This is a genomic window from Mesorhizobium sp. M7A.F.Ca.ET.027.03.2.1 (genome assembly GCF_003999175.1).
Classification (GTDB): domain Bacteria; phylum Pseudomonadota; class Alphaproteobacteria; order Rhizobiales; family Rhizobiaceae; genus Mesorhizobium.
The window spans coordinates 1-3,174 of the sequence record NZ_RZOM01000737.1 but is presented as its reverse complement, the minus strand read 5'-3'; the positions used below and the strand labels follow the sequence as shown (position 1 = coordinate 3,174).

Annotated in this window: 3 protein-coding genes and 1 pseudogene; 3 read left to right on the top strand and 1 reads right to left on the bottom strand. The window is 62.3% G+C overall.

What is annotated here, in order from left to right; genetic code table 11:
- The coding region (locus tag EN750_RS25920; protein WP_145967914.1) for a winged helix-turn-helix transcriptional regulator at window positions 1-584 on the bottom strand (584 nt) is incomplete at its 3' end.
- A gap of 227 nt (window positions 585-811) precedes the next feature.
- On the opposite strand from EN750_RS25920, the gene EN750_RS25915 reads away from it, so the two are divergent.
- From EN750_RS25915 to EN750_RS40970, 3 genes and pseudogenes are all read left to right on the top strand, one after another.
- Window positions 812-1,828 (top strand): sugar ABC transporter substrate-binding protein, encoded by a 1,017-nt coding sequence (locus EN750_RS25915; RefSeq protein WP_164874014.1) that lies wholly within the window; start codon window positions 812-814, stop codon window positions 1,826-1,828.
- A 159-nt stretch (window positions 1,829-1,987) separates the two neighbouring features.
- Entirely contained in the window at window positions 1,988-3,049 is a 1,062-nt protein-coding gene (locus EN750_RS25910) for an ABC transporter permease (protein WP_127269995.1), read from the top strand.
- Window positions 3,025-3,174: pseudogene (locus EN750_RS40970) on the top strand (sugar ABC transporter ATP-binding protein); the annotation flags it as partial. The gene EN750_RS25910 and the pseudogene EN750_RS40970, both read left to right, overlap by 25 nt.

Sequence of the window (3,174 nt, the reverse complement as noted above, 5' to 3'; positions counted from 1 at the left end):
GCCCTGATGTCGCGGTGGCGCCATTCGTCCATGACGTCGCGCGGGGCGCCGGCGGTATCGGCCCAGTTCCACAATTCGAACGGCATGGCGATGCCGAGCCCGGCGATGCGCTTGTCCTGTGCAGGCGTCAGCTCGCCGCGCATCTGCCGCATGCCGTTGCTGACGAAGTCTACTGTCTCGCGCGGCGCCGGGTAGCGATAGGAATGCTGCAGCATCGAACGGACATGGCCAAGGAAATCGATCAGCACCAGTTCGGCGCTGCGGCGGCCGATCTTGAGACCGATGAAGAAAGCGCCTTCGGGATTGAGCGCCATCGGGATGGAGGGTTGGCCGATCTTGCCGCGCAACGGCGCCTGGCGCAGCAGAAGGCTTTCTTCCTCCAGCTCGCGCATGATGACCGAAACCGTCTGCGCCGAAAGCCCGGTCATGCGGGCGATGTCGGATTTCGCCAGGCTGCCGTGCTGGCGCACCAACGAGAGCACCAACCGCTCATTGTGGTCGCGCATGCCGCTCTGGTTGGTGCCGCGGTGAATGAGGCTGTCATTCACCTCGGGCGAACCGTGCCTCGCAATGGCGGTTTCCACCCTGTTCCTCCCGTCGTTTCCCCTCAATGCTTTTGGGCCAGAATGGGTGAATGAAGCAAGGCTGTCAATAATAAATAAGAGTGATTTAATTATTGACAGAAGCTTCGGCCTGGTGTCTGTTGAGGCAGCGTCCACGCTGGGAGAATTTCGTTGGATGCGCTGCAGGTGCCGGTTGGCCGGCATCGGAATGGTTCCACTGGGAGGAAATCGTGACCAATACAAAACTGTTGAAATCGACCGTGTTTGCCGCCGCGGCTCTGGGGTTGGTGGCGTTTGCGTCGTCCGCATCCGCGGCCGGTGTCGGTGCCTGTCTGATCACCAAGACCGACACCAATCCCTTCTTCGTCAAGATGAAGGAAGGCGCCACGGCGAAGGCCAAGGAACTCGGCGTCGACCTCAAGACCTACGCCGGCAAGATCGACGGCGACAGCGAGAGCCAGGTCGCGGCGATCGAGAGCTGCATCGCCGACGGCGCCAAGGGCATCCTGATCACTGCATCCGACACCAAGGGCATCGTGCCGACCGTGAAGAAGGCGCGCGATGCCGGCCTGCTGGTGATCGCGCTCGACACGCCGCTCGATCCGATCGACGCCGCCGACGCGACCTTTGCGACGGACAATCTCGAAGCCGGCAAGCTGATCGGTTCCTGGGCAGCCGCCACGCTCGGCGACAAGGCCAAGGACGCCAAGATCGGCTTCCTCGACCTGACGCCTTCGCAGCCGACTGTCGACGTGCTGCGCGACCAGGGCTTCATGATGGGCTACGGCATCGATGTGAAGGATCCCAACAAGATCGGCGATGAGGACGATCCCCGCATCGTCGGCCACGACGTCACCAATGGCAACGAAGAGGGCGGCCGCAAGGCGATGGAGAACCTTCTGCAGAAGGACAACACCATCAACGTCATCCACACCATCAACGAACCGGCCGCTGTCGGCGCCTATCAGGCGCTCAAGGCTGTCGGCCTCGAAAGCCAGGTGTTGATCGTTTCCGTCGACGGCGGCTGCCCCGGCGTGAAGTCGGTGGCCGAAGGTGTCATCGGCGCGACGTCGCAGCAATATCCGTTGCAGATGGCAGCACTCGGCATCGAGGCGATCGCTGCTTTCGCCAAGGACGGAACCAAGCCGAAGCCGACCGAAGGCAAGGACTTCTTCGATACCGGCGTCAACCTGGTGACCGACAAGCCGGCCACCGGCGTGAAGTCCATCGACACCAAGGAAGGCCTCGCCAAATGCTGGGGCTGATGCCGGTCTGACAGGCATCTACCGAACCTGGGCGGTCGGGGCTTGATCCCCGGCCGCTTCGGGTGGACGATGGCTCGCGTGACCGCGAACAATCCCGGCAGCAGACCGGAAAGGCGTGGACTGGCGTCGGCGTTTGGCTGAAGCCTATGGGGAGTAAACATGGCTCAAGCTCAGGAATTCGAGAAGGTTCTCTCGAGCAGCGACACCAGCGTTGCTGCTTTTGACGAGCACAAATCGGCCGTCAAGCGCATCCAGCATTTCCTGCATTCGACGCCGGCCGCGGTGCCGCTGATCGTCCTGGTTCTGGCGATCATCGTTTTCGGCATCACCATCGGTGGCCGGTTCTTTTCGTCCTACACGCTGACGCTTATCCTGCAGCAGATCGCCATTATCGGCATTCTGGGTGCTGCGCAGACGCTGGTCATCCTGACCGCGGGCATCGACCTGTCGATTGGCGTGATCATGGTGATTTCAGCGGTGATCATGGGCAATTGCGCCGTCAGCTACGGTATGCCGAGCGCGCTCGCCGTGGCGATCGGGCTTGCCGCCGGCGCGGCATGCGGGCTGCTTAACGGGGTGCTTGTCGCTTACATGAAGCTGCCGCCCTTCATCGTGACGCTTGGCACCTGGAACATCGTCATGGCCACGAACTTCATCTATTCGGCCAACGAGACGATCCGCGACACCGATGTCGACACCCAGGCGCCGCTGCTGCATCTCTTTGCCATCAGCTTCAAGGTCGGCACGGCGGTGCTGACGCTCGGCGTCATTGCCACGGTCGTGCTCGTGATGATCCTCTGGTACGTGCTAAATCACACGGCATGGGGCCGCCATGTCTACGCCGTTGGCGATGATCAGGAGGCGGCGAAGCTGTCGGGCATCCAGACCAAGAAGGTGCTGATGACGGTCTACACCCTTGCCGGGCTGATCGCCGCTTTCGCTGCCTGGGTCTCCATCGGCCGCAACGGCTCGATCTCGCCGTCGGCTGCCGTCACCGACTACAATCTCCAGGCGATCACCGCGACGGTGATCGGCGGTATTTCCCTGTTCGGCGGACGCGGCTCGATCCTGGGCACGCTGTTCGGCGCGATGATCGTCGGCGTCGTCTCCATGGGCCTCAACATGCTGGGCGCCGATCCGCAATGGAAGGTGCTGCTCACCGGTGTGCTGATCATCGGCGCCGTGGCGGTCGACCAATGGATCAGAAAGGTTTCGGCATGACCATGACCCAGGAACCCATTCTTACCGCGCGTGGCCTGGTCAAGCGCTACGGCCGCGTCACCGCCCTCGACAACGCCGACTTCGACCTCTACCCCGGCGAAATCCTTGCTGTCATCGGTGACAAT

What these genes read in the sequence shown, in the direction of transcription:
- EN750_RS25910 (WP_127269995.1), top strand. Translation starts at nt 1,988, where the DNA reads ATGGCTCAAGCTCAGGAATTCGAGAAGGTTCTCTCGAGCAGCGACACC.